This is a genomic window from Polynucleobacter cosmopolitanus (assembly GCF_002224225.1).
In the GTDB taxonomy this organism is placed as follows: domain Bacteria; phylum Pseudomonadota; class Gammaproteobacteria; order Burkholderiales; family Burkholderiaceae; genus Polynucleobacter; species Polynucleobacter cosmopolitanus.
In genome coordinates this window covers 428,539-454,675 of the sequence record NZ_NJGG01000001.1, presented here as the reverse complement: position 1 = coordinate 454,675, position 26,137 = coordinate 428,539, and the positions used below count along the sequence as shown (strand labels likewise).

General features: G+C 45.8%; 19 protein-coding genes, 7 tRNA genes, 3 rRNA genes and 1 riboswitch. Of the genes, 7 read left to right on the top strand and 22 right to left on the bottom strand.

Features of this window, described 5'->3' with window-relative positions:
• Position 1: 1 nt before the first annotated feature.
• The 19 genes from rpoB to AOC33_RS02250 all read right to left on the bottom strand — a co-directional run bounded on the left by rpoB (position 2) and on the right by AOC33_RS02250 (position 16,299).
• Entirely contained in the window at positions 2-4,102 is a 4,101-nt protein-coding gene (gene rpoB, locus AOC33_RS02340) for a DNA-directed RNA polymerase subunit beta (RefSeq protein WP_089514985.1), read from the bottom strand.
• 198 nt (positions 4,103-4,300) lie between these two features.
• A complete protein-coding gene (rplL, locus tag AOC33_RS02335) occupies positions 4,301-4,678 on the bottom strand; it encodes a 50S ribosomal protein L7/L12 (RefSeq protein WP_089514984.1) in 378 nt (125 codons plus the stop codon).
• 51 nt (positions 4,679-4,729) lie between these two features.
• On the bottom strand, positions 4,730-5,227 hold the full coding sequence (gene rplJ / locus AOC33_RS02330; RefSeq protein WP_089514983.1) for a 50S ribosomal protein L10: 498 nt from the start codon (positions 5,225-5,227) through the stop codon (positions 4,730-4,732).
• A gap of 186 nt (positions 5,228-5,413) precedes the next feature.
• The gene (gene rplA / locus AOC33_RS02325; protein WP_089514982.1) at positions 5,414-6,109 is read right to left on the bottom strand and encodes a 50S ribosomal protein L1; all 696 of its coding nucleotides are present in this window, start codon (positions 6,107-6,109) and stop codon (positions 5,414-5,416) included.
• Between the two features lie 2 nt (positions 6,110-6,111).
• Positions 6,112-6,543, bottom strand: coding sequence for a 50S ribosomal protein L11 (gene rplK, locus AOC33_RS02320; RefSeq protein WP_089514981.1), 432 nt, complete (start codon positions 6,541-6,543; stop codon positions 6,112-6,114).
• Between the two features lie 125 nt (positions 6,544-6,668).
• Positions 6,669-7,238, bottom strand: a complete 570-nt coding sequence (gene nusG, locus AOC33_RS02315) for a transcription termination/antitermination protein NusG (protein ID WP_089514980.1) — start codon at positions 7,236-7,238, stop codon at positions 6,669-6,671.
• A 7-nt stretch (positions 7,239-7,245) separates the two neighbouring features.
• On the bottom strand, positions 7,246-7,620 hold the full coding sequence (gene secE / locus AOC33_RS02310; protein WP_180738081.1) for a preprotein translocase subunit SecE: 375 nt from the start codon (positions 7,618-7,620) through the stop codon (positions 7,246-7,248).
• A gap of 16 nt (positions 7,621-7,636) precedes the next feature.
• Positions 7,637-7,712, bottom strand: a tRNA-Trp gene (locus AOC33_RS02305).
• Between the two features lie 12 nt (positions 7,713-7,724).
• Positions 7,725-8,915, bottom strand: a complete 1,191-nt coding sequence (gene tuf, locus AOC33_RS02300; protein WP_089514978.1) for an elongation factor Tu — start codon at positions 8,913-8,915, stop codon at positions 7,725-7,727.
• Positions 8,916-8,950: 35 nt separating this feature from the next.
• Positions 8,951-9,025: transfer RNA gene (locus tag AOC33_RS02295), tRNA-Thr, on the bottom strand.
• A 19-nt stretch (positions 9,026-9,044) separates the two neighbouring features.
• Positions 9,045-9,119, bottom strand: a tRNA-Gly gene (locus AOC33_RS02290).
• A gap of 60 nt (positions 9,120-9,179) precedes the next feature.
• Positions 9,180-9,265 (bottom strand) — tRNA-Tyr (locus tag AOC33_RS02285).
• 119 nt (positions 9,266-9,384) lie between these two features.
• Positions 9,385-9,498, bottom strand: a 5S ribosomal RNA gene (gene rrf, locus AOC33_RS02280).
• A 108-nt stretch (positions 9,499-9,606) separates the two neighbouring features.
• Positions 9,607-12,478: ribosomal RNA gene (locus tag AOC33_RS02275) — 23S ribosomal RNA — on the bottom strand.
• 258 nt (positions 12,479-12,736) lie between these two features.
• Positions 12,737-12,812 (bottom strand) — tRNA-Ala (locus AOC33_RS02270).
• A gap of 35 nt (positions 12,813-12,847) precedes the next feature.
• Positions 12,848-12,924, bottom strand: a tRNA-Ile gene (locus tag AOC33_RS02265).
• 64 nt (positions 12,925-12,988) lie between these two features.
• Positions 12,989-14,521, bottom strand: a 16S ribosomal RNA gene (locus AOC33_RS02260).
• The 16S, 23S and 5S rRNA genes sit together here with 5 tRNA genes alongside, the layout of an rRNA operon.
• 541 nt (positions 14,522-15,062) lie before the next feature.
• Complete coding sequence (locus tag AOC33_RS02255; RefSeq protein ID WP_089514977.1) at positions 15,063-15,680, bottom strand: BON domain-containing protein; 618 nt, start codon at positions 15,678-15,680, stop codon at positions 15,063-15,065.
• 16 nt (positions 15,681-15,696) lie between these two features.
• Complete coding sequence (locus AOC33_RS02250) at positions 15,697-16,299, bottom strand: phosphoheptose isomerase (RefSeq protein WP_089514976.1); 603 nt, start codon at positions 16,297-16,299, stop codon at positions 15,697-15,699.
• Positions 16,300-16,429: 130 nt separating this feature from the next.
• On the opposite strand from AOC33_RS02250, the gene rsmI reads away from it, so the two are divergent.
• Positions 16,430-17,317, top strand: a complete 888-nt coding sequence (rsmI, locus tag AOC33_RS02245; protein WP_089514975.1) for a 16S rRNA (cytidine(1402)-2'-O)-methyltransferase — start codon at positions 16,430-16,432, stop codon at positions 17,315-17,317.
• Between the two features lie 43 nt (positions 17,318-17,360).
• Here rsmI and AOC33_RS02240 read toward each other — a convergent pair whose 3' ends face one another.
• Positions 17,361-17,894: a c-type cytochrome gene (locus tag AOC33_RS02240; RefSeq protein ID WP_089514974.1), complete on the bottom strand. Its 534-nt coding sequence runs from the start codon at positions 17,892-17,894 to the stop codon at positions 17,361-17,363.
• 75 nt (positions 17,895-17,969) lie between these two features.
• Here AOC33_RS02240 and AOC33_RS02235 point away from each other — a divergent pair.
• From AOC33_RS02235 to AOC33_RS09065, 3 genes are all read left to right on the top strand, one after another.
• Positions 17,970-18,044 (top strand) — tRNA-Arg (locus AOC33_RS02235).
• A 95-nt stretch (positions 18,045-18,139) separates the two neighbouring features.
• On the top strand, positions 18,140-19,246 hold the full coding sequence (locus AOC33_RS02230) for a fatty acid desaturase (RefSeq protein WP_089514973.1): 1,107 nt from the start codon (positions 18,140-18,142) through the stop codon (positions 19,244-19,246).
• An 81-nt stretch (positions 19,247-19,327) separates the two neighbouring features.
• Entirely contained in the window at positions 19,328-19,510 is a 183-nt protein-coding gene (locus tag AOC33_RS09065) for a hypothetical protein (RefSeq protein ID WP_143744005.1), read from the top strand.
• Here AOC33_RS09065 and AOC33_RS02225 read toward each other — a convergent pair.
• Both AOC33_RS02225 and AOC33_RS02220 read right to left on the bottom strand, forming a co-directional pair.
• On the bottom strand, positions 19,507-20,154 hold the full coding sequence (locus tag AOC33_RS02225; protein ID WP_089514972.1) for an MBL fold metallo-hydrolase: 648 nt from the start codon (positions 20,152-20,154) through the stop codon (positions 19,507-19,509). The genes AOC33_RS09065 and AOC33_RS02225 overlap by 4 nt on opposite strands.
• 28 nt (positions 20,155-20,182) lie before the next feature.
• Complete coding sequence (locus tag AOC33_RS02220) at positions 20,183-21,385, bottom strand: ammonium transporter (RefSeq protein ID WP_089514971.1); 1,203 nt, start codon at positions 21,383-21,385, stop codon at positions 20,183-20,185.
• Between the two features lie 126 nt (positions 21,386-21,511).
• Positions 21,512-21,596, top strand: a riboswitch (glycine riboswitch).
• Positions 21,597-21,715: 119 nt separating this feature from the next.
• Between AOC33_RS02220 and gcvT the strand changes: the two genes are divergently transcribed.
• Genes gcvT through gcvP form a run of 3 tightly spaced genes read left to right on the top strand, consistent with a single transcriptional unit; the run spans position 21,716 to position 26,132 of the window.
• Positions 21,716-22,843: a glycine cleavage system aminomethyltransferase GcvT gene (gene gcvT, locus AOC33_RS02215; protein ID WP_089514970.1), complete on the top strand. Its 1,128-nt coding sequence runs from the start codon at positions 21,716-21,718 to the stop codon at positions 22,841-22,843.
• Between the two features lie 16 nt (positions 22,844-22,859).
• On the top strand, positions 22,860-23,240 hold the full coding sequence (gcvH, locus tag AOC33_RS02210) for a glycine cleavage system protein GcvH (RefSeq protein WP_089514969.1): 381 nt from the start codon (positions 22,860-22,862) through the stop codon (positions 23,238-23,240).
• 3 nt (positions 23,241-23,243) lie between these two features.
• On the top strand, positions 23,244-26,132 hold the full coding sequence (gene gcvP / locus AOC33_RS02205) for an aminomethyl-transferring glycine dehydrogenase (protein ID WP_089514968.1): 2,889 nt from the start codon (positions 23,244-23,246) through the stop codon (positions 26,130-26,132).
• The last annotated feature ends 5 nt before the right edge of the window (positions 26,133-26,137 follow it).

Here is a 26,137-nt window from a genome sequence, read left to right as displayed (position 1 = left end):
ATTAGCTGCGCTCCATGTCGATATCGATACCTAACGAGCGGATTTCTTTTACCAGCACGTTAAAGGACTCAGGCATGCCAGCATCAATGCTGTGCTCACCCTTGACGATGTTTTCGTAAACTTTGGTTCTACCGTTAACGTCATCTGACTTAACTGTGAGCATTTCCTGCAACACATAAGATGCGCCGTAGGCTTCCAAAGCCCAAACTTCCATCTCACCGAAACGCTGGCCACCGAATTGAGCTTTACCGCCCAATGGCTGCTGCGTTACTAATGAGTAAGGGCCTGTAGAACGAGCGTGCATCTTGTCATCCACCAAGTGGTGAAGTTTCAAGACGTGCATCACACCAACTGTTACAGATCTTTCAAACGCTTCACCTGTTCTTCCGTCAAACAAAGTGATTTGTTGACGTGAAGGTGTCATTGATAGATTTTTTGCAACTTCTTCTGGGTATGCCATTTCTAACATCTTGGCAATTTCACCTTCTGTTGCACCATCAAAGACTGGTGTTGCAAATGGAGCGCCATCTCTCAAGTTATTTGCTAACTCAAAGATTTGCTCATCCGTAAAGCTATCTAAATCTTCTACACGACCAGTTTCGTTGTATAGCTGCTTCAAGAACTTGCGCAATTGCTCTGCTTTAGCTTGAGCTTTTAGCATTTCTTGAATGCGCTTACCAATACCCAGCGCAGCCCATCCTAAGTGAACCTCAAGGATCTGTCCAACGTTCATACGTGATGGAACGCCCAATGGGTTCAACACGATATCAACAGGTGAGCCATCAGCCATGTAAGGCATGTCTTCTACTGGAGTGATCTTTGATACCACACCCTTGTTACCGTGACGACCAGCCATCTTGTCACCAGGTTGCAAGCGGCGTTTAACCGCCAAGTAAACCTTGACCATCTTGATAACACCAGGAGCCAACTCATCACCCTGAGTCAACTTCTTGCGCTTCTCTTCAAAGTCTTGATCGAACTGTGTGCGTTTAGCTTCAATAGCTTCTTTAATAGCTTCTAATTGAGCAGCAACATCTTCATCAGCAGGGCGAATATCAAACCAATGATATTTCTCAAGATCCGCTAAGTAATCTTTAGCAATCTTTGTGCCTTTAGCTAACTTCTTAGGTCCGCCATTAGCTACTTTGTTCAACAATAGTTTTTCTAAACGGCTGAATGCGTCACCTTCAACAATGCGCAACTGATCGTTCAAGTCCAAGCGATAACGCTTAAGCTCTTCGTCAATAATTGCTTGCGCACGTGCATCACGCTCAATACCTTCGCGTGTAAACACCTGAACGTCAATCACTGTGCCTGTCATACCTGAAGGTACGCGCAATGAAGTGTCTTTAACATCCGAAGCTTTTTCACCGAAAATGGCGCGCAAAAGTTTTTCTTCTGGGGTCAGCTGTGTTTCGCCTTTTGGCGTTACCTTACCAACCAATACGTCACCAGCTTCAACTTCAGCACCAATGTAAGTGATACCGCTGTCATCCAAACGGCTTAACTGTGTTTCAGCCAAGTTTGAGATATCGCGTGTGATTTCTTCAGGGCCTAGTTTTGTATCTCGAGCAACTACAGATAATTCTTCGATGTGAATTGATGTGTAGCGATCATCTGCAACAACTTTTTCAGAGATCAAAATTGAGTCTTCGAAGTTGTAGCCGTTCCATGGCATAAATGCAACCACCATGTTTTGACCCAAAGCCAACTCACCCAAATCAGTTGATGCGCCATCCGCAATCACGTCGCCGCGATCAACGATGTCACCCACCTTAACGATTGGGCGCTGATTGATGTTTGTGTTTTGGTTTGAACGTGTGTACTTGATGAGGTTGTAAATATCAACACCCACTTCGCCGGCCGCAGTTTCTTCGTCATTCACACGAATCACGATACGGTTAGCATCAGCGTAATCAACCTTACCACCACGAGTTGCCATTACCACAGTACCTGAGTCAACAGCCACTGTGCGCTCTAAGCCTGTTCCTACCAAAGGCTTTGTTGCGCGCAAGCATGGTACCGCCTGACGTTGCATGTTCGCACCCATCAAGGCGCGGTTAGCATCGTCGTGCTCTAAGAATGGAACGAGTGATGCAGCAGCAGAAACGATCTGGCTTGGTGCCACGTCAATGTACTGAATGCGCTCTGGGCTCACCATCATTGTTTCGCCAGCTTCACGTGATGAAACTAATTCATCCGTTAATTTGCCTGACTTATCAATTGATGCGTTTGCCTGAGCAATCACATATTTAGCTTCTTCAATAGCTGACAAATAATCAACTTGATCAGTTACCTTGCTATTAACAACTTTACGGTATGGTGTTTCCAAGAAACCATGCTCATTCAAACGAGCAAACAAAGCCAAAGAGTTGATCAAACCAATGTTTGGACCCTCTGGAGTTTCAATCGGACATACACGACCATAGTGTGTTGGATGAACGTCGCGAACTTCGAAACCTGCGCGCTCACGTGTCAAACCACCAGGGCCCAATGCTGAAATACGACGCTTGTGCGTGATTTCTGACAATGGGTTCGTTTGATCCATAAACTGTGACAATTGTGAAGAACCGAAGAACTCACGAATTGCTGAAGAAATTGGCTTGCTGTTAATCAAGTCATGAGGCATCAAGTTTTCTGTTTCAGCTTGACCCAAACGCTCTTTAACTGCACGCTCTACACGTGACAAACCGGCACGGAATTGATTTTCTGCCAATTCGCCAACGCAACGCACACGACGATTACCCAAGTGATCGATGTCGTCTACTTCGCCTTTACCGTTTCTTAAGTCAACCAATAACTTGATTGTGTCCAAGATATCTTCGTTTGAAAGAACCATCAAACCTTCCATCACTGGACGATTTAAACGACTGTTTACTTTCATGCGACCTACGCGTGAAAGATCATAGGTATCTTCGTTGTAGAACAATCTTTGGAACAAAGCTTCAACAGCATCTTCTGTTGGAGGCTCACCAGGACGCATCATGCGATAAATCGCAATACGTGCAGCCATCTGATCAGCTGTTTCATCAATGCGCAATGTTTGCGAAATGAATGAACCTTGATCTAGGTCGTTGGTGTAAATTGTTTGTAACTCTTTAACGCCAGCTTCTCTTAAGTTAGCCAAAAGAGTTTCAGTGATTTCTTCGTTAGCTGTTGCAAGAACTTCACCCGTGTCACCATCAACGATGTTTTTAGCAACAACGCGGCCAATCAAATAATCATCAGGAACATTGATGGTTGTTGTTTTAGCTGCTTCAAGATCGCGAATGTTTTTAGCATTGATGCGCTTATCTTTTGCAATAACAACATTGCCAGCTTTATCTGTGATGTCAAATCGTGCAACTTCACCTTTTAAGCGCTCAGCAACAAAGTTCATTTGTGCGCCAGCAGCTTGTAGCTTGAAGTTATCAAAGCCGAAGAAGTTTTCCAAAATTTGCTCATCGTTCATGCCGATGGCTTTAAGCAAAATAGTCACTGGCATCTTGCGACGACGGTCAATACGGAAATACAAAATATCTTTTGGATCAAACTCGAAATCTAACCATGAACCACGGTAAGGAATCACGCGAGCGGAGAACAATAATTTTCCTGAGCTGTGAGTTTTGCCCTTGTCGTGTTCAAAGAACACGCCTGGTGAACGGTGTAACTGAGAAACAATCACACGCTCTGTACCATTGATCACGAATGAGCCTGTATCTGTCATCAAAGGAATTTCACCCATGTAGACTTCTTGCTCTTTCACTTCTTTGACCTTGGTTGGCGCTTCGCGATCATTGATGATCAAGCGAACTTTAGCGCGCAAGGCAGAATGGAATGTCAAACCACGTTGTTGACATTCTTTAACGTCAAACGGTGGGGTTGAAAGGTTGTACTGAACGAATTCCATACGAGCGAAACCATTGTTCGATACGATAGGGAATATTGAAGTGAATGCAGATTGCAAGCCTTCATTTAAACGATCAGCAGGGCCTCTTGATTCTTGCAAAAATTTTGCATAAGACTCAAGTTGCGTTGTCAACAAGTAAGGTACTTGATGATTATTAGGGCGCTTAGCGAAGCTTTTACGGATACGCTTGCGTTCGGTGAAACTATAAGCCATGTCATCTCCGAATTTAAGCGACTGAGCAGAGATTTGGTGATTGGCCTCTACCAATCATGGCTGACGGTGTGCGTGTGCACAACCCGACCAAACTTGCCTTCTGCAGTCGTATCAGAAGGCAAACCAGATACCAAACTTTTTTAATATCTGGTTTGCCTTCTAAGCAAACCGGGCAGCATCGCTGCCCTATCAAACCAATTACTTAAGTTCGACCTTAGCGCCAGCTTCTTCAAGCTTCTTCTTAGCGTCTTCAGCAGATGCTTTATCAACACCTTCTTTAACTGGTTTTGGTGCGCCATCAACTAAGTCTTTAGCTTCTTTCAAGCCAAGACCAGTGATTTCGCGAACAGCTTTAATCACGCTCACTTTGTTTGCGCCAGCTTCAGCCAACACAACTGTGAACTCTGTTTGCTCAGCAGCAGCGGCACCAGCACCACCACCTGCACCAGGAGCAGCAACAGCCATTGCAGCTGCTGATACACCAAATTTTTCTTCAAATGCTTTAACTAGATCGTTCAAGTCCATTACAGACATATTGCCAACGGCTTCTAGAATGTCGTCTTTAGTAACTGCCATTTTTAAAACTCCTAATTCAAATTTCTTTAGTTAATTAAAGTGAGACTGCTATTACGCAGCTTCTTTAGCTTTCTTTTCTGCAACCGCTGCCAATACGCGAGCCGCACCAGAAACTGGGGCCTGCATAACGCCAAGTAACATTGCGATAAGTTCATTGCGGCCTGGAATAGATGCCAACGCTTTTACAGCTGCTGCATCCATTACCTTGCCGTTATATGAACCCGCTTTGATCACTAAAGCTGCTTGCGTCTTTGAAAAGTCGTTTAAAACTTTTGCTGACGCAACTGGGTCTGCGGAGATACCGTAAATAAGCGGACCAGCCATTTCACCGGCCAATGATTCGAACGACGTTCCTTGAACAGCGCGACGTGCCAAGGTGTTCTTCATAACGCGAAGGTAAACACCATTTGCACGAGCTTGAGCTCGTAGAGAAGTCAGTTCGCCCACTGGAATACCGCGGTATTCAGCTAGCACCATGGTTTGAGCTTGTGCAACTTCTGCACTTACCTCGGCCACGACCGCCTTTTTGTCTTCCATATTTAAAGGCACTGTTTAACTCCTATTAACCTAACCGTTACCAGTTAGGGGTTGCACACAGGCGAAATCTTTTCAGGATCGCCATCTGCGCTGGCACTATTTCTAGTATTAAGAGTTATCTCTAACTCACCAACGGTCTTTGATGTTCAAGCAAAGGTTGCCCTCTGCTTGACCCAAAGTTCTTTTGTTAGCTGCTAATTAAGCAGCCAATGAGTTTTGGTCAACGCGCACACCAGCACCCATGGTGCTGCTGACGGCAACTTTTCTCAAATAAATACCCTTACTAGCGGCTGGCTTTGCTTTTGTTAAAGCGTCCAACAAAGCTACTAAGTTGTTTTTCAATGCGCCTGGTTCAAATGAACGACGACCGATTGTTGCGTGAACGATACCGGCTTTGTCTACACGGAATTGAACTTGACCTGCTTTGGCATTTTTAACTGCACCAGCAACGTCTGGGCTCACTGTGCCAACCTTCGGGTTAGGCATCAAGCCTCTTGGTCCCAAGATCTGACCCAATGTACCAACGATACGCATTGCGTCTGGTGATGCGATCAAAATATCAAAATCAATTTTGCCGCCTTTGATTTGGTCAGCCAAATCTTCCATGCCAACAATTTCTGCACCAGCGGCTTTAGCTTGTTCAGCTTTTTCACCTTGAGCAAAAACCGCTACACGTACTGACTTACCAGTACCTTCAGGCAATACAACTGAACCACGAACCACTTGGTCAGATTTTTTAGCATCAATACCAAGTTGAACAGCAACGTCGATAGACTCATCGAACTTAGCTGTTGCAAATTCTTTAACAAGGCTCAATGCCTCATCAATAGGGTAAAACTTATTACGATCTACTTTTGCTTGAAAAGCAGCTACGCGTTTAGAAACTTTAGCCATGATTAGAGTCCTTCCACAGTGATACCCATAGAGCGGGCGCTACCAGCGATTGTGCGAACAGCTGCATCCATATCGGCTGCTGTTAGGTCAGGCATTTTTGCCTTAGCAATTTCCTCAGCTTGAGCGCGAGTAATTTTGCCAACCTTGTCTGTATGTGGACGTGGAGAACCTTTTTCCAACTTAGCAGCTTTTTTAATCAAAACTGTTGCTGGAGGAGTCTTCATCACGAATGTGAAGCTCTTGTCTGCAAATGCTGTGATCACTACTGGGATTGGTAAACCTGGTTCCATGCTTTGTGTTTGAGCATTGAACGCTTTACAGAATTCCATGATGTTCAAACCGCGTTGACCTAACGCAGGACCAACTGGTGGCGATGGATTCGCTTTACCGGCTGGGATTTGTAGCTTAATAAAGCCAATAATCTTCTTTGCCATTTTTACACTCCAATAATGGTGCATCTTTTAATTTAAAAAGACCACCGTTGAGTAAAACGCCTTGTTAGAGCGGCAACCCTAACTCAGCTCCTCATACAAACCTGTTTGCACAGGTCTGTAAATCTTTACATCTTTTCTACCTGACCGAACTCTAGCTCTACAGGTGTGCCACGACCGAAGATCGTTACTGAAACTCTCAAGCGAGACTTCTCATAGTTAACTTCTTCAACGTTGCCATTGAAGTCTGTGAATGGGCCTTCTTTAACGCGAACCATTTCACCCACCTCAAACAATGTTTTTGGTTTTGGCTTATCAACACCAGCCTGCATTTGGTCCATGATTTTTTGAACTTCTGCAGGAGAAATCGGTGATGGTTTATTTCTAACGCCGCCAACGAAACCAGTGACCTTTGGTGTGTTTTTCACCAAGTGCCAAGTCTCATCAGTCATTTCCATTTCGATGAGTACATAGCCAGGGAAAAAGCGACGCTCAGAAACAGCCTTTTGGCCACTCTTGATTTCAACAACTTCCTCTGACGGCACCAAAATTTTTCCAAACTTATCCGCCATGCCAGATCGCGCAATGCGCTCTGTCAAACCTTTTTGCACACTCTTCTCCATGCCGGAGTAAGCGTGAATCACATACCAACGCATATTGCCTGTGGATTGTGGATTGATGATTGCTTGTTCAGACATCTTTTACTCACTTCCAACCGAGGAATACAGAGAAAACTAACCACTCAATGAGTTTGTCAGCTGCCCACAAGAACAAAGCCATAACAACAACAAATGCAAAAACAATCAATGTCATTTGCGTTGTTTCTTTACGACTTGGCCACACAACTTTTTTAGCCTCAGCCACTGATTCTTTTGCATAAGCGATAAATCGCTTACCATCTGAAGAGATTGCCGCAATCACAATTGCCACCGCAAAACCACCAAGTAACGCTGCTAAGCGAACCCAAATGGTTTGACCGGCAAGCATGTAATATGCGACCAAAGAAAGAATAACAATAAGACCAGCCAGGATTGTCATCCAGCTGGTTTTATTTTCTTGTTCTACAGATGTTTGCGCCATAATTTTCAGTTTGCTGTGGCAGGGGCGGAGGGCATCGAACCCCCAACCTTCGGTTTTGGAGACCGACACTCTGCCAATTGAGCTACGCCCCTTACGTTCNNNAATTATTCTAAAACTTTAGCAACAACACCGGCGCCTACAGTACGGCCACCTTCACGGATCGCAAAACGGAGACCTTCTTCCATCGCGATCGGAGCGATCAACTTCACTGTAATTGTCACGTTATCACCAGGCATCACCATCTCTTTGTCTTTCGGCAATTCGATAGAACCTGTTACGTCCGTTGTACGGAAGTAAAACTGTGGACGATAGTTGTTGAAGAATGGTGTGTGACGACCACCTTCGTCTTTGCTCAATACATACACTTCAGCTGTGAAGTGTGTGTGTGGCGTAATAGAACCTGGCTTAGCCAATACTTGACCACGCTCAACTTCTTCACGCTTTGTACCGCGCAACAAGATACCCACGTTGTCACCAGCTTGACCTTGGTCTAACAACTTACGGAACATCTCAACGCCTGTACATGTTGTCTTCAATGTTGGCTTGATACCGATGATCTCGATCTCTTCACCAACCTTAACAATACCGCGCTCAATACGACCAGTCACAACTGTACCGCGACCAGAAATAGAGAACACGTCTTCAACTGGCATCAAGAACGCGCCATCAATCGCACGCTCTGGTGTTGGAATGTATGTGTCCAATGCTTCAGCCAACTTCATGATGGCCTCTTCACCCAACTCACCCTTGTCGCCCTCAAGCGCCAACTTTGCTGAACCTTTAACGATTGGTGTGTCATCGCCTGGGAAGTCGTACTTAGACAACAGTTCACGAACTTCCATTTCTACTAGCTCTAACAATTCTGCATCATCAACCATGTCGCACTTGTTCATGAACACGATGATGTATGGAACACCAACCTGGCGTGCCAACAAAATGTGCTCACGTGTTTGTGGCATAGGACCGTCTGCAGCAGACACCACCAAAATAGCGCCGTCCATCTGAGCAGCACCAGTGATCATGTTCTTAACGTAGTCAGCGTGACCTGGACAGTCAACGTGTGCGTAGTGACGGTTTGCTGTCTCGTACTCAACGTGTGCTGTGTTAATCGTAATACCGCGTGCCTTCTCTTCTGGTGCAGCATCAATCTGGTCATAAGCTTTTGCTTCGCCACCAAACTTTGATGACAACACTGTAGCGATCGCTGCAGTCAATGTTGTTTTACCGTGGTCAACGTGACCAATCGTGCCTACGTTTACGTGCGGTTTTGTCCGCTCAAATTTCTCTTTTGCCATTTTTCAGCCTCNNNAATAAAATGAATACAAAACTCTGGTGCTCATGGGCAGGATCGAACTGCCGACCTCTCCCTTACCAAGGGAGTGCTCTACCACTGAGCCACATGAGCAAACTAATGCCACACCTACTGGAGCGGGTAGAGGGAGTCGAACCCTCGTCTCTAGCTTGGAAGGCTAGGGTAATAGCCGTTATACGACACCCGCCAGGCACTTCACTTACCCACAACTACAAACTCTTACTGCACTGCTACACCATATAACTACTGGTGGGGAGGGATGGATTCGAACCAACGTAGGCGTAAGCCAACAGATTTACAGTCTGCCCCCTTTAGCCACTCGGGCACCTCCCCGTGAACCGCATATTATTACTTAAATCAACTACTTTTGTCAAATATCTGCACTTAAAACTGAGCAGCAAAACAGAAAGCAAAACGCCCAGATCTTGTCGATCTGGGCGTTTCTTAAAGGTGCCTGGCAATTACCTACTTTCACACGGGTAATCCGCACTATCATCGGCGTAGAGTCGTTTCACGGTCCTGTTCGGGATGGGAAGGGGTGGTTCCAACTCGCTATTGTCGCCAGGCATAGAGGGTAGGTTGCTTGTTTTTCAACAAACAACCAAATTCGAGTAAGCAATTGGGAGTGACCGATCAAAAACGGCACTACATATTCGCACAAATGTGCTTGTTATAGGATCAAGCCTAACGGGCAATTAGTATCAGTTAGCTTAACGCATTACTGCGCTTCCACACCTGACCTATCAACGTCGTGGTCTTCAACGACCCTTTATGGAGGTTAAACCTCCGGGAAATCTCATCTTCAGGCAAGTTTCCCGCTTAGATGCTTTCAGCGGTTATCTCTTCCGTACATAGCTACCCTGCGATGCTTCTGGCGAAACAACAGGTACACCAGCGGTACGTCCACTCCGGTCCTCTCGTACTAGGAGCAGCCCCCGTCAAATTTCCAACGCCCACGGCAGATAGGGACCAAACTGTCTCACGACGTTTTAAACCCAGCTCACGTACCTCTTTAAATGGCGAACAGCCATACCCTTGGGACCGGCTACAGCCCCAGGATGAGATGAGCCGACATCGAGGTGCCAAACACCGCCGTCGATATGAACTCTTGGGCGGTATCAGCCTGTTATCCCCAGAGTACCTTTTATCCGTTGAGCGATGGCCCTTCCATACAGAACCACCGGATCACTATGACCTGCTTTCGCACCTGCTCGACTTGTCGGTCTCGCAGTTAAGCACGCTTTTGCCATTGCACTTTAGGCACGATGTCCGACCGTACCAAGCGTACCTTCGTACTCCTCCGTTACACTTTGGGAGGAGACCGCCCCAGTCAAACTGCCTACCATGCACTGTCCCCGACCCAGATAATGGGACAAGGTTAGAACCTCAAACAAACCAGGGTGGTATTTCAAGGACGGCTCCATCAGAACTAGCATCCTGATATCAACGCCTCCCACCTATCCTACACAGATCGGTTCAAAGTCCAATGCAAAGCTACAGTAAAGGTTCATGGGGTCTTTCCGTCTAGCCGCGGGTAGATTGCATCATCACAAACATTTCAACTTCGCTGAGTCTCAGGAGGAGACAGTGTGGCCATCGTTACGCCATTCGTGCAGGTCGGAACTTACCCGACAAGGAATTTCGCTACCTTAGGACCGTTATAGTTACGGCCGCCGTTTACTGGGACTTCAATCAAGAGCTTGCACCCCATCATTTAATCTTCCAGCACCGGGCAGGCGTCACACCCTATACGTCCACTTTCGTGTTTGCAGAGTGCTGTGTTTTTATTAAACAGTCGCAGCCACCATTTTATTGCAACCCTTTTGCCCTCCTATTGTTCATAGTCAAGCTACTTGGGCGTACCTTATCCCGAAGTTACGGTACCAATTTGCCGAGTTCCTTCTCCTGAGTTCTCTCAAGCGCCTTAGAATACTCATCTCGCCCACCTGTGTCGGTTTGCGGTACGGTCTTGTTAAACTGAAGCTTAGAGGCTTTTCTTGGAACCACTTCCGATTGCTTCGCGAATAAATTCGCTCGCCTCACACCCTTGAATTACGCTAGCGGATTTGCCTACTAGCCTTCTCCAATGCAAGGACCGGGACATCCAACACCCGGACAACCTTCCGCAATCCGTCCCCCCATCGCATTTAACAATGGTACAGGAATATTAACCTGTTTCCCATCAGCTACGCATCTCTGCCTCGCCTTAGGGGCCGACTCACCCTGTTCCGATGAACGTTGAACAGGAAACCTTGGGCTTACGGCGAGGGGGCTTTTCACCCCCTTTATCGCTACTCATGTCAGCATTCGCACTTCTGATACCTCCAGCATGGTTCACACCACACCTTCACAGGCTTACAGAACGCTCTCCTACCATCACTTACGTGATCCACAGCTTCGGTAACTGGCTTAGCCCCGTTACATCTTCCGCGCAGGACGACTCGATCAGTGAGCTATTACGCTTTCTTTAAAGGATGGCTGCTTCTAAGCCAACCTCCTGACTGTTTTAGCCTTCCCACTTCGTTTCCCACTTAGCCCGTTTTAGGGACCTTAGCTGGTGGTCTGGGTTGTTTCCCTCTTGACGGCGGACGTTAGCACCCGTCGTCTGTCTCCCGTGCTCGCACTCTTCGGTATTCGGAGTTTGCTATGGCGCAGTAATCCGCAATGGACCCCACTACCATGACAGTGCTCTACCCCCGAAGGTGATACACGAGGCACTACCTAAATAGTTTTCGGAGAGAACCAGCTATTTCCAGTTTTGTTTAGCCTTTCACCCCTATCCACAGCTCATCCCCTAACTTTTCAACGTTAGTGGGTTCGGTCCTCCAGTACGTGTTACCGCACCTTCAACCTGGCCATGGATAGATCAACTGGTTTCGGGTCTACACCCAGCAACTAGCGCCCTATTCGGACTCGCTTTCGCTACGCCTCCCCTATACGGTTAAGCTTGCTACTGAATGTAAGTCGCTGACCCATTATACAAAAGGTACGCAGTCACCCCTTACGAGGCTCCTACTGTTTGTATGCATGCAGTTTCAGGATCTATTTCACTCCCCTCCCGGGGTTCTTTTCGCCTTTCCCTCACGGTACTTGTTCACTATCGGTCGATTACGAGTATTTAGCCTTGGAGGATGGTCCCCCCATATTCAGACAGGATTTCACGTGTCCCGCCCTACTTGTCTCTAGCTTAGTTCGATTAATCGGTTTTCCCATACGGGGCTATCACCCTTTATTGCCGGACTTTCCATTCCGTTCTGATAACAGACTAATTAATACTAGAAGGCTCTTCCCATTTCGCTCGCCACTACTTTGGGAATCTCGGTTGATGTCTTTTCCTCTGGCTACTTAGATGTTTCAGTTCACCAGGTTCGCTTCTCGTAACCTATGTATTCAGTTACGGATACCTCAAAAGAGGTGGGTTTCCCCATTCAGAAATCTACGGATCAAAGCTTATTTGACAACTCCCCGTAGCTTATCGCAGTCTATAACGTCTTTCGTCGCCTGTAATCGCCAAGGCATCCACCACATGCACTTATTCGCTTGATCCTATAACGAGCACCATTGGTACAAGTTATAAGTTCTTCTCTATATTACTAACTACTTGTTGCGATATGTTTGTGCCGTAATCCAAGTAAATCTAATTACTTGAAGAACTATTTGTTGTTGATTCAATCAACTACCCATGTATATTGAACTCTCAATAAATTCAATATACGCATTGCTTACTCAAATTTTTAAAGAACAGCCGATTAAAGGCAAAGATAAAAGCACTTGAATGCGCTTATCTTTGCCGTCAGAAGTAAATGGTGGAGGATGACGGGATCGAACCGACGACCCCCTGCTTGCAAAGCAGGTGCTCTCCCAGCTGAGCTAATCCCCCAGCTAATACTTATTGCCAGGCTTGCTGCTGATCTGTGGTGGGTCTGGAAGGACTTGAACCTTCGACCCCCGCCTTATCAAGACGGTGCTCTAACCACCTGAGCTACAGACCCGCGGCATTTCTCTCTTTATCAACCGATAAGTGTGGGCACTAAAGAATTAACATCTTTTCTCTAGAAAGGAGGTGATCCAGCCGCACCTTCCGATACGGCTACCTTGTTACGACTTCACCCCAGTCATGAACCCTGCCGTGGTCGTCGCCCTCCTTGCGGTTAGGCTAACGGCTTCTGGCAAAACCCACTCCCATGGTGTGACGGGCGGTGTGTACAAGACCCGGGAACGTATTCACCGCGACATTCTGATCCGCGATTACTAGCGATTCCAGCTTCACGTAGTCGAGTTGCAGACTACGATCCGGACTACGATGCATTTTCTGAGATTAGCTCCCCCTCGCGGGTTGGCAACCCTCTGTATGCACCATTGTATGACGTGTGAAGCCCTACCCATAAGGGCCATGAGGACTTGACGTCATCCCCACCTTCCTCCGGTTTGTCACCGGCAGTCTCTTTAGAGTGCTCTTGCGTAGCAACTAAAGACAAGGGTTGCGCTCGTTGCGGGACTTAACCCAACATCTCACGACACGAGCTGACGACAGCCATGCAGCACCTGTGTCCACTTTCCCTTACGGGCACCTAATGTATCTCTACTTCGTTAGTGGCATGTCAAGGGTAGGTAAGGTTTTTCGCGTTGCATCGAATTAATCCACATCATCCACCGCTTGTGCGGGTCCCCGTCAATTCCTTTGAGTTTTAATCTTGCGACCGTACTCCCCAGGCGGCTGACTTCACGCGTTAGCTACGTTACTCAGGAATAAATTCCCGAACAACTAGTCAGCATCGTTTAGGGCGTGGACTACCAGGGTATCTAATCCTGTTTGCTCCCCACGCTTTCGTGCATGAGCGTCAGTATTATCCCAGGGGGCTGCCTTCGCCATTGGTATTCCTCCACATCTCTACGCATTTCACTGCTACACGTGGAATTCTACCCCCCTCTGACATACTCTAGCTATGCAGTCACAAGCGCAATTCCCAGGTTAAGCCCGGGGATTTCACGCCTGTCTTACATAACCGCCTGCGCACGCTTTACGCCCAGTAATTCCGATTAACGCTTGCACCCTACGTATTACCGCGGCTGCTGGCACGTAGTTAGCCGGTGCTTATTCTTCAGGTACCGTCATTCGCAGACTGTGTTAGAGCTGCTGTTTCTTCCCTGACAAAAGAGCTTTACAACCCGAAGGCCTTCTTCACTCACGCGGCATTGCTGGATCAGGGTTGCCCCCATTGTCCAAAATTCCCCACTGCTGCCTCCCGTAGGAGTCTGGGCCGTGTCTCAGTCCCAGTGTGGCTGATCGTCCTCTCAGACCAGCTACTGATCGTTGCCTTGGTGAGCCTTTACCTCACCAACTAGCTAATCAGGTATCGGCCGCTCTAATTGCGCGAGGCCTTACGGTCCCCCGCTTTCCCCCTAAGGGATTATGCGGTATTAGCACAGCTTTCGCTGCGTTATCCCCCACAATAAGGTACGTTCCGATATATTACTCACCCGTTCGCCACTCGCCACCAGGTGCAAGCACCCGTGCTGCCGTTCGACTTGCATGTGTAAGGCATGCCGCCAGCGTTCAATCTGAGCCAGGATCAAACTCTTCAGTTTAATTCCTGTGATGCATTACTGCATCGTCGCTCACTCATTCAGAATCGACTCCAATCTTTCGACCGGAACCAAATTTACTGTTTTGTGAGTACTGCTTTATATCTGTCCCGAAGGACTGGATGTCTTTTCCCAGTACCCACATTTATCGGTTGACTACTTTTTAAAGAAGGCTGACTGTTTTTCGTTGATTTCGAATCGCATTCAGCAGAGAAACGAGACTATGCCATACCCTTTTTGGCATGTCAACACCTTTGGCAGAAATATTTAATAAATACTGTAAAAAAAATTTATTGATTTTTGTTATTCCTTTTTTTAGTGTTTATAAACAATGGCTTGCAATGCATCGCTCGATTTTGTCCAACAGCTCTAATTGAAGCGACCTCTTTCAAACAATCAAAATGTTTTTTGCTTTTTCTCGGAGTGATGAATCAATTTTTCTAAGAGGCCCCAAATAAACAATCGGTCAATCAAAAAGCATGATCACCCCAATGAAAAAAGCCCACAAAAGTGGGCTTTTTATCGTTTAGCAGGGCACCTTTGGCTATTTGGCGCCATCCAATCTCTTTTTGTCGGCCTCAGAGATCAAATCAAACACTTTGGTCACTTGTTTTACGCCTGGAACACTTCGAGCTATTTCGACGGCGCGATTAGCCTCTGTATCGGTCACAATGCCCATCAAATATACCTTGCTCGCCTCGGTAATCACCTTCATTGAATTTGAAGGCACGCCTTCAGTAGCAACAAAGGCGCCCTTGATGCGCGTTGTCAAATAACTGTCATTTGCTCTGGCACTTAAACCGCTGATTGGGGCAGCCATCATTTCATTGAAAACTGTCGTGACATTTTTCATGTTCTTAACATCTGTCTCGACGCTGATTTTGATTGAATCGGTTCTTGTTTCGCCCGTCAACAAAACACGTCGATTGAACACGCTCACATTGACGTGAATGTTGTCACCATATTTTCTAGTTAAAAAACTTTCTGCTTCTAGCTGAATGCCTCGATCAATTGCTTGCGTTCCAGGATTTCTTCTGTCGGCAATCACGAGTGCGCCACCAGCCATCCCGCCAGCAACCAAAGGAAAGCAGCCAGACAGGGCTGTTGCACCCGCTCCAAGCGCGATCAATTTCAAAGTTTGGCGTTTAAGTTGTTTACTCATAGTTAACCTCTAAAATTTAATCGAACATTAAATGATCAACGCCATCACACAAGCAATGCAACAACAACAAATGTGTTTCTTGAATGCGCGCAGTGCGATCAGCAGGAACGCATAAATGAACATCAGAATTTTTTAAAATATTTTTTATCTTGCCGCCATCTTTACCAGTGAACGCAATCACAGACATTCCCTTCAGATGAGCCGCTTCAATCGCCGCAATCACGTTCGCAGAATTTCCTGAAGTTGAAATGCCCAAAAGAACATCGCCAGCATGGCCGAGCGCTCTCACTTGTTTGCTGAAAATAACTTCATAGCTATAGTCATTTGCAATGGCGGTCAATATTGAAGAGTCTGTGCTCAAGGCAATTGCAGGCAACTCACGTCGTTCGCGTTCAAATCTGCCGACGAGTTCTGCGGCAAAGTGTTGTGCGTCTGCTGCTGAACCGCCATTACCGCAAGCCAATATTTTCTTTTCGGAAGCCAGCGCCTGATGCATCAAATTGATCGCGCGAACAATATCTTCAGACATTGTTTCTGCTGCTTTTTGCTTTGTTTCAATGCTGTCAGAAAAATGTTTTTTGACGCGTTGCTCTAAATTTTTTTTAATCTCATCGCTCATAGCTAGATTATGCCCTCAAGACTTATTTCTACAAACATATATTACCTTTTAACTGATCAAAATTGCCTTGCCAGAATCTTTGATGCATCATCATTTAATTGAGTCAGATTTACTCAAATAGAAAGCAAGTATGGATATTTTTAAATTCGCGCGCGGGCAAAGTTTTCCTGCTGGAACGCTTTACCTTGTCCCAACACCCATTGGAAACTTAGCGGACATCACGGTAAGAGCGCTGCACATATTGAGCCAGGTCGATGGTATTGCTTGTGAAGATAAGCGGCACAGTGCCATGTTACTGAATGCATATGGCATTTCTAAGCCACTTTATGCCCTGCATGAGCACAATGAAATTTCTGCAAGCGCTTATCTTTTAGAAAAGCTCCGCAATGGTGAACGCTGGGCATACATTTCAGACGCGGGAACGCCAGGCATATCAGATCCAGGCGCAATTCTTTGCGAAGAAATTAAAAAGGGGGGCTACCAAGTTTGCCCTCTGCCAGGCCCTAGTGCAATCACAGCCGCAGTTTCCGGAGCAGGGGATTTTTTAAAACATGGCAATGGTGGCTTTCAGTTTTTAGGTTTTTTACCCGCTAAAGCTAATCAACGGGACGAGCTACTCAAAGTAGCGGCAACATCAAACATCAGTTCTTTCTTTTATGAAGCTCCACACCGCATAGAGTCGACACTCAGTTCTATCGTCGCTCACTTAGATGGAGATCGAAAAGTGCTTATAGCAAAAGAGCTGAGTAAGATTTTTGAAGAGATTAAAGTTATTGCAGTTCGAGATTTGCCAGACTGGATGAAAACAATTAAAAGCTGGCAGGGCGAGTACGTTCTTGGCATAGAAGGCGCGGCACGGAGAGACTCACCAACCAGTTTTGACGAGGACACGCTTCAATGGATTTCTGCAATCGACGGCAGAATAGGGCACAAAGAGCTTTCTGAAATCATCTCTCAGATCACGGGGATCAGTAAAAAAGATGCGTATCGTGAGTTAATTGAGAAAAAAGAAGCATAAAAAAAGCCCCGCACAGGGGGCTTTTTTATCAAAGCTGCATTTATTATTTCTTCGGCTCATCTTGCTTTGGCGCTTCTGGAGCTGGAGGTTTAGGCTCTGCGAGTTTGCCGCCTGCTGAAGCCGTCAAATAAACCACGGCTCTACCTAATTCATAGTCAGAAATATCAGCTGGACTAGTTCCAGCTCTTGCAGGCATAGCGCCTTTACCTTTAACAACGGCACTCAAAAGACCATCGTAGCCACGGCCAAGGCGGGCGCCCCAGCCACCAGCGTCACCATATTTAGGAGCGCCAGCAGCACCTGTTGCATGACAAGAAGCACAGGCTTGTTTATAAATTTCTTCACCAGTCTTGAATACTCTTGGGCCCGAAGCGTCCTTAAAGTCTAAAAGTGCGACTGGTTTAATCAGCTGATTAGCAGATTCGGCAGCCGCATCAGGATTCGTTGATGGCTTTTTTCCACTACCCACATAGGTCATTAAAAAAGCGATGATAATCAGCGGCACAAAAAAGCTCGCAAAAACCATCACAATTAACTGCTTGGGTGATTTAATCAAATTTCCGTGTTCTTCACTCATTGCACTTTTCCTTTTTATCTAGCTCGCAAGCATTATAGCGAGGATAATTCCCTTCAGCCTTACAATCTTAGAGACGCGACCGTAGTTCAATGGATAGAATTAGAGTTTCCGAAGCTCTCGATACAGGTTCGATTCCTGTCGGTCGCACCAGACCCCCAAATCCCACAATTAGACCTAGATCAAGCTCAAATCAAGAAAAACATCTAAAATAAGGCATTCTTGAATTTTGCCCTTAAAAGGTCGCCATGTCCGCAAATACTGTTGAAGCCACTCTTGATCAACCAATTCCTGTCGGTCAACCCATTCCTCACAGAAAAGTGATTCGTTCTTGGCTCACGCCATTGACTGAGCGCTCCGTCATGCGTGCCATTGTCTTGCAAATCATTGACACAGTGATTTTGACTGCGGGCATAGTCGGCACCGTTTATTTTGAGTCAGTTTTAGTAAAACTTCTTTTGGCTGTTTTTTCTGGTTTCATGATTGGTCGTATTTTTATTTTGGGTCACGATGCATGCCATCAGAGTTTTACGCCGCACCGCGGACTTAATAAAGTGTTGGGGCGTCTTGCATTCTTACCATCACTTACGCCATACAGTCTTTGGGAAGTTGGTCATAACGTGGTTCACCATGGACAAACAAATTTAAAAGGTTTTGATTTTGTTTGGGCGCCTTTGTCTCTTGAAGAATATAACAAGCTAACTCCTGCTGAAAAAGCATTGGAGCGTCACTACAGAAGCGGCTGGGGTCCTGCCCTGTATTACATGTTAGAAATTTGGTGGAAAAAGATGTTCTTCCCGAACAAGAAGGCCATGCCAGCAACTCGTCCGGCTTTCTTTTGGGACAACGTGTTAGTTTCTGCATTCGCAGTTATTTGGGTTAGCGCTTTGGTGATTGCAGCGATTCAAACCAATCAATCCATCTTGCTCACAGTGATCATGGGCTTTTTAATTCCATTCATTTTCTGGAATGCAATGATTGGATTTGTTGTGTATGTTCATCACACACACCCAAGCGTTTCTTGGTACTCAGATAAATCAGAGTGGTTAAGAGCTCAGCCTTTTGTTTCTACAACTGTGCATTTGGTTTTCCCATTTAAATGGGGTGCTTGGATGCATCACATCATGGAGCACACTGCTCACCACGTTGACATGAGTGTGCCTCTTTACAAGCTCAAAGAAGCTCAAACTAAACTCGAAACTATGCTTCCTGAAAGAATCATCATTCAAAAGTTTTCTTGGGCTTGGTATTTTGATACTGCCAAACAGTGCAAACTTTACGATACAGAAAAGAAATGTTGGCTTGATTTTGACGGGAATAAAACAGCAGACTCAATCAAAGTTGTTTTAAGTTAAAAGTCCCACAAAAACGCCCTTTCAAGGGCGTTTTTCAAAAAGCCGTTAAAATAGCAACTTGAATCTTTAAGAGAAGTTTATATGTCAACCCCGCCAAGCACACTGGAAAGCAATACAAGAGTTATGAAGTTTTGCTCTTCCTGCAGTAGAGAAAAGCCTCTAGAGGGTGGCACATGGATTCCTACAAGCAATCGCAAGCAACGTTGGATCTGTGCAAGTTGCTTGTATAACAGAACCCATCGCACTGGTTCTGCCAAGGCTTAATTGGCCATATCACTCACATAAGGATTGCTTCTTCTCTCTTCACCAAAGGTGGATACTGGTCCGTGACCGGGTATAAAAGTGATGTCATCGCCCAAAGGGAAAAGCTTTTCTCTAATAGACTTTATTAGATCGGCGTGATTTCCTCTAGGAAAATCTGTGCGCCCAATAGAGCCTGCAAACAAGACATCTCCGACAATGGCCAAGTGGTCATCCTTGCCGTAAAAAATAATATGCCCTGGGGTATGCCCTGGGCAGTGCTTGACCAATAATTCAACCTGACCAACGGTAACAATATCGTCGTCTTTCAGCCATTTATTTGGTTCAAATGCCTGGGCCATTGGAAAGCCAAAACGCTTACTTTGCTCAGGAAGTTGATCAATCCAAAAGCGCTCATCTTCATGAGGGCCCTCAATCTGAATACCCAAGTCTTGCGCTAATGAAGCAGCCCCAGCACAGTGATCAATATGTCCATGGGTTAACAAGATTTTTTCGGGGATTGCGCCGGCTTGTTTTAGAGCATCCAGTATTTTTGGAAGATCTCCACCTGGATCAACGATGGCAGCCTGATTGGATTTTTCACAAATCAAGATCGAGCAATTTTGCTCAAAGGGTGTTACCGGAACTATGAGTACTTTTAAAGTCATAGTTCCGATTATCTCAATAAACTAAAAGTTACCAACTAGATTCGCGGTCAGGGCTTGAAGTGATTTTATGGATCGACAAATCAGCCCCATCAAATTCATCTTCTTGAGACATGCGTAAGCCTAAAACTGCTTTTAGTATTCCATAGACAATCAAGCCTGAAATTGCAGCAAATGCAACTCCTGCAACGGTACCAATTATTTGAGCGGTAAAGCTCACGCCACCCAATCCACCTAAGGCCTTTTGTCCAAAGACGCCCGCTGCAATACCACCGAGCGCACCGCACAATCCATGTAGTGGCCAAACGCCCAAAACATCATCGATTTTCCAGCGATTTTGAACCATGGTGAACATCACCACAAATAAACCACCCGCCATTCCACCCACAACCAAGGCACCCATTGGATGCATTAAATCTGAGCCGGCACACACTGCAACAAGACCTGCTAGAGGGCCGTTATAACTGAAGCCCGGGTCATTTTTACCAACAGCCCAAGCAACCAATGTTCCGCCAACCATTGCCATCAATGAGTTCATGGCCACTAAGCCACTAAGCTTCTCAACCGTTTGGGCACTCATGACGTTGAAGCCAAACCAACCTACCGCTAACACCCATGCGCCAAGAGCCAAAAATGGAATGCTTGAGGGTGGGTGCGCAGAGATCCTGCCATCTTTTGTATAGCGGCCATGACGTGCGCCCAACAAAATAATAGCGGGTAAAGCAATCCAGCCACCCACAGCGTGAACAACCACAGAGCCTGCAAAGTCATGGAACTCTTCGCCAGTTAATTCTTTGAGCCAAGCCTGAAAACCAAACTGCTGATTCCAGACCATTCCTTCAAACAATGGATAAACAAAACCCACCAAAATGAATGTAGCAATGAGTTGAGGATTGAATTTTGCACGCTCTGCAATACCGCCAGAAATAATCGCCGGTATCGCTGCAGCAAACGTCAATAAAAAGAAGAATTTGACCAGCTCAAAACCGCTTTTTTGAGCTAAAACCTCTGCGCTAGAAAAGAAGTTGAGTCCGTAAGCAATGCTATAACCAATAAAGAAATAAGCGATTGTTGATACCGCAAAATCAATCAGAATTTTGACAAGAGCATTGACTTGATTCTTTTTACGAACAGTGCCTAGCTCTAAAAAAGCAAAGCCCGCATGCATTGCTAGCACCATGATGGCGCCCGTCATGATGAAAAGGGCGTCAACCCCTGACTTAAAGTTTTCCATTTATCACCCCTAGATGACTTTAGTTAAGGTTCGAATTATGAATGTTCTGGTGCATAAAAATACCCATTTATGCACCAAATTTGTGCGTATAGTATTTTTGATGGTTTTGAGCAGCTTGGGTACAATGTTGCATCGATGGGAGAGTTTGGTTTTACCAACGCCGAAGGCGCAATGCCCATGAACGCTCAGGCAAATGGACCGTCGATATTTACACTCTGGAGAGCGGCATTAAGTTGCCCACCGAAGGGGCTAAAAGAGTACAAATGGTTTGAACTCTTCAATCTCTCAGGTAACAGGACAGGGGGGCATCAATTCCTTTAAGGAGTTTGGATGTCGGCTGTCCCTACAAATCTAAAACGCACAATCCTTTTTGACGCGCATCACTTGGCTGGAGCAAAGCTTGTTGATTTCGGCGGCTGGGAAATGCCTGTTAACTATGGCTCTCAAATTGAAGAGCACCTTGCCACGCGAACAAATTGTGGTGTGTTTGACGTGTCTCACATGGCAGCCGTTGATGTTATCGGAAAAGATGCGAAGGCTTTCTTAGAGAAAGTTGTTGCCAACAACGTCAACAAACTAAAAAACAATGGTCAAGCTCTTTATGGTTGCTTGTTGAATGATGAGGCTGGCGTTATTGATGATTTGATTGTCTATCGCCTAGATCCCAACTATCGCTTAGTAATCAATGCCGCAACGGCTCACACTGATCTTGAATGGTTGAATAAGCAAGCGACAAGCTTTCAAGACGTGACGCTTATTCCTAGAAGATCCGATCTGATTGCTAATCAAAACCCGCAGGGCATGATTGCGGTTCAGGGCCCTAAAGCGCTTGAACTCATTAAAAAAGCCATTCCATCACTAGCAAAAGCAGCCTCTGAATTGAAAAGCTTTCATGCCTCATGCGAACAAACTCCTTTTGGAGAAATCATGATCGCAAGAACAGGCTACACCGGTGAAGATGGTGCCGAGCTACTAGTTCCTGTTAATCATACAGTGGCTATTTGGGATCTTTTGATTGCCCAGGGAGCCCAGCCTGCAGGCCTTGGGGCCCGAGACACGCTTCGCTTAGAAGCGGGTATGAACTTATATGGCCAGGACATGAATGACCAAACAAATCCTCTGGATGTTGGACTCTCTTGGACCATCGATCGTTCAGGAGATCGAAATTTCATTGGTAAATCTGCCTTAGAGAGAAAACCTCAGAAATTTATTTTTCTAGGTTTGATACTTCAAGACAAAGGTGTTTTGCGCGCCCATCAAATTGTTAAATCAAGCAAAGGTGAAGGCGAAATAACCAGTGGCACATTCAGCCCATCACTTCAAAAATCTATTGCGCTTGCCAAGCTTCCTTTAGCAACTGAAATTGGCGAGACAGTAAAAGTTGTTATTCGTGACAAAGAATTAAATGCAGTTGTTGTTAAACCCCCTTTTGTTCGCCATGGCAAAGCCTTGGTTTAATTTTGGAGAAACTACTATGAACATCCCTCAAGACCTACGTTACACAGAATCTCATGAATGGGTTCGTAAAGAATCTGATGGTTCAATCACCGTTGGAATTACTGACCATGCTCAAGAAGCGTTGGGCGATATTGTTTTCCTTGAACTGCCAAACGTTGGCAAATCTTTAAATGCAGGCGATGCTTGTGCCGTGGTTGAGTCGGTCAAAGCAGCCAGTGATATCTATGCCCCTTTATCTGGCGAAGTGATTGCCATCAATGATGCAGCAACTTCTGCACCTGAAGCAGTTAACTCAGACGCCTATGGGTCATGGTTATTCAAAATTAAACCGACAGACATCAGCAAAGTTGATGGCCTTCTTTCAGCAGAAGCATATGGAAAAAACATTGGTGCATAAAGAATGAAAAGCTCCCTGACCACACTCGAAAATCATGACGCTTTTTTAAGCCGTCATATTGGCCCATCAGCCAGCGATGAATCCTCGATGTTGAAGTTCTTAGGATTTAATCAGCGCGATGAACTGATCAACGCAGTTATTCCAAGCAACATCAGAAGTAAGTCTGCTCTACCTTTGGGTGACTACACAAATGCTAAGGGAGAAAGTGAAGCCCTTGAATTACTAGCCAGCATCGCCAATCAAAATAAAGTTTTCAAATCCTTCATTGGTCAAGGGTATTACAACAACATCACTCCAGGCGTTATTCAAAGAAATATTCTTGAAAATCCAGCCTGGTACACGGCTTACACACCTTATCAACCAGAAATTTCTCAAGGTCGTTTAGAGGCAATCATTAACTTTCAGCAAATGTTGATTGATTTGACAGGCATGGATATTGCCAATGCCTCTATGCTGGATGAAGGTACTGCAGCAGCAGAAGCCATGACCTTGGCGCTCAGAACTTGCCAATCAAAGTCGATGACTTTCTTTGTGAGTAACGATGTTTTGCCACAAACCTTGGCCGTCATTAAAACAAGGGCAAAGCCATTAAATATTCAACTTGAAATTGGCTCTCATGAGGATGCATTAAAAACTAATGCCTTCGCTGTTTTGCTTCAATACCCAGGTGTTGGTGGTGCTCTTTTAGAAAAAGAAAAGTATCTTGCCATTGCAGAGGCGGTCCATAGCAAAGGTGGCTTATTAATTGCTGCGGCTGATTTGTTGGCCTTGACACTACTTACTCCACCAGGCGAGTGGGGCGCTGACGTTGCTATCGGTAGTGCACAACGCTTTGGTGTACCGATGGGTTTTGGCGGCCCATCAGCTGGATATCTTGCTACAAAAGATGCCTTTAAGAGAAGCATGCCTGGTCGCTTGGTGGGCGTCACAATCGATGCACAAGGAAACTCTGCATACCGCCTTGCTCTTCAAACCAGAGAGCAGCACATTAGACGCGAGAAAGCCACATCCAATATCTGTACGGCTCAAGTATTGCTTGCAGTGATGGCAAGTATGTACGCGGTTTATCACGGGCCAGAAGGCTTGAAAAAAATCGCCTTGCGTGTTCATCGCCAAGCCAGCATCTTGGCATTGGCCGTCAAACAACTTGGACTTGAAGTTGTCAATCCGCATTGGTTTGATACCCTCACGATCAAGACGCCTAATGCTAAGAAAATTCATGAGGCAGCCCAAAAACATTCGTGTAATTTGAGAGCTATCGATTCAGAGCATGTTGGTGTATCCATTGATGAAACAACGGGCAGAAAAGAACTTCAGATGTTGTGGACGATTTTTGGTGGCGAAGGCGAACTAAATATTGATGCTATTGATCAGTCAGTTTCAAGCTCAGTCCCAAGCTCATTGATTCGCAACAGCGAGTATTTGACTCACCCAACATTTAATCGCTACCACTCTGAGCATGAAATGCTTCGTTATTTGAGAAGTTTGGCGGATAAAGACTTAGCGCTTGATAGAACCATGATTCCACTTGGTTCATGCACCATGAAATTGAATGCCACCAGTGAAATGCTTCCTGTGACATGGCCTAGCTTTTCACAAATTCACCCGCTGGCACCAGAAACTCAATGGGCTGGATATGCAAAGCTAATTGAAGATACAGAGCGCATGATGTGTGCTGCTACCGGCTACGACGCTGTTTCTTTGCAACCAAATGCTGGCTCACAAGGTGAGTATGCAGGTCTACTTGTGATTCGCGCATATCATGAGTCACGCGGGGAAGGGCATCGCAATATTTGCTTAATACCTTCATCTGCACACGGCACAAATCCTGCATCTGCTCAAATGGCTGGCATGGAAGTGATTGTTGTTGCCTGCGATACCAATGGTAACGTTGATTTAGTTGACTTGAAAAACAAAGCTGAAGAGCACTCCAAAAATCTTGCCGCCATCATGATCACTTACCCGAGCACTCATGGTGTATTTGAAGCGGGCGTTCAAGAGTTATGTGAAATCATTCACCAGCATGGCGGTCAAGTTTATATTGACGGCGCGAACATGAATGCCTTGGTTGGTACTGCAGCCCCTGGACACTTCGGGGGGGATGTAAGCCACCTTAATTTGCATAAAACTTTTTGCATACCCCATGGCGGCGGCGGTCCAGGTGTTGGCCCTGTTGCTGTTCGCTCACACCTTGCCAAGTTTTTACCTTGCTCTTATACAGCTGGTACGGCTTCAAAATGGAATGATCTGGATTGGATGAGAATCAGTGCTGCTCCATTTGGCTCTGCATCAATCTTGCCTATTTCATGGATGTACGTTGCCATGATGGGTGCTGCCGGTCTTACCAAAGCAACCGAAATAGCGATTGTTTCTGCAAACTACGTTGCCAAAAAACTAGAAAATTTCTATCCGGTTTTGTATAAAGGTAATAAAGGTTTGGTGGCTCATGAATGCATTTTGGATTTGCGCCCTCAGCAGAAAGAGTCAGGCATCAGCAACGAGGATGTTGCCAAACGCTTGATGGACTTTGGCTTTCATGCGCCAACAATGAGCTTCCCTGTTCCCGGCACTCTGATGATTGAGCCCACCGAAAGTGAATCAAAGTTCGAGTTGGACCGTTTCATTGAAGCCATGGTTGCGATTGCAGAAGAAATTCGCAAAGTAACCAACGGTTCTTTTGATAAGGAAAATAATCCACTTAAAAATGCACCTCATACAGCTGAAGTCATTTTGGCCAATGAGTGGAATAGACCTTACACACGAGAAGAGGCAGCATACCCTGTGGGTCGCTTACGTAAGAACAAGTATTGGCCACCTGTTGGTAGGGCAGACAACGTTTATGGCGATAGAAATCTATTTTGCACATGCGTACCAATCTCTGAATACGCATAAATTAG